Origin of the sequence: Rhizobium ecuadorense (genome assembly GCF_001187535.1) — a bacterium.
Classification (GTDB): Bacteria; Pseudomonadota; Alphaproteobacteria; order Rhizobiales; family Rhizobiaceae; genus Rhizobium; species Rhizobium ecuadorense.
Genome location: NZ_LFIO01001313.1, coordinates 1 through 359 on the forward strand (window position 1 = coordinate 1; position 359 = coordinate 359).

Sequence of the window (359 nt, forward strand, 5' to 3'; positions counted from 1 at the left end):
CCTGCAAGGTTGCGGACCATCTTTTCCGTCGCTAGCGGATCGATGTCGTAGAGCCTGATGTGATCGATGCCGCAAACGGCTTTCATGGCAAGCGCCTGGAATTCCGCCTGGGCGCCATTGCCGATCATGGCCATCGTGCGGGCACCCTTGGGTGCGAGGTGCCGCGCGGCCATGGCTGAAGTTGCGGCGGTTCTCAGCGCTGTCAGCAGGGTCATTTCGGTGAGCAGCACCGGATAGCCGGTCGAAACTTCTGCCAGGAGGCCGAAAGCCGTCACGGTTTGCAGGCCTTGCGCCATGTTCTTCGGATGGCCGTTTACATATTTGAAGCTGTAGATTTCGCCGTCCGAAGTCGGCATCAG

1 pseudogene is annotated in these 359 nt (G+C 59.9%); it reads right to left on the reverse strand.

Annotated elements, in window-relative coordinates:
* Positions 1-359: pseudogene (locus tag AF337_RS28825) on the reverse strand (ornithine cyclodeaminase); the annotation flags it as partial.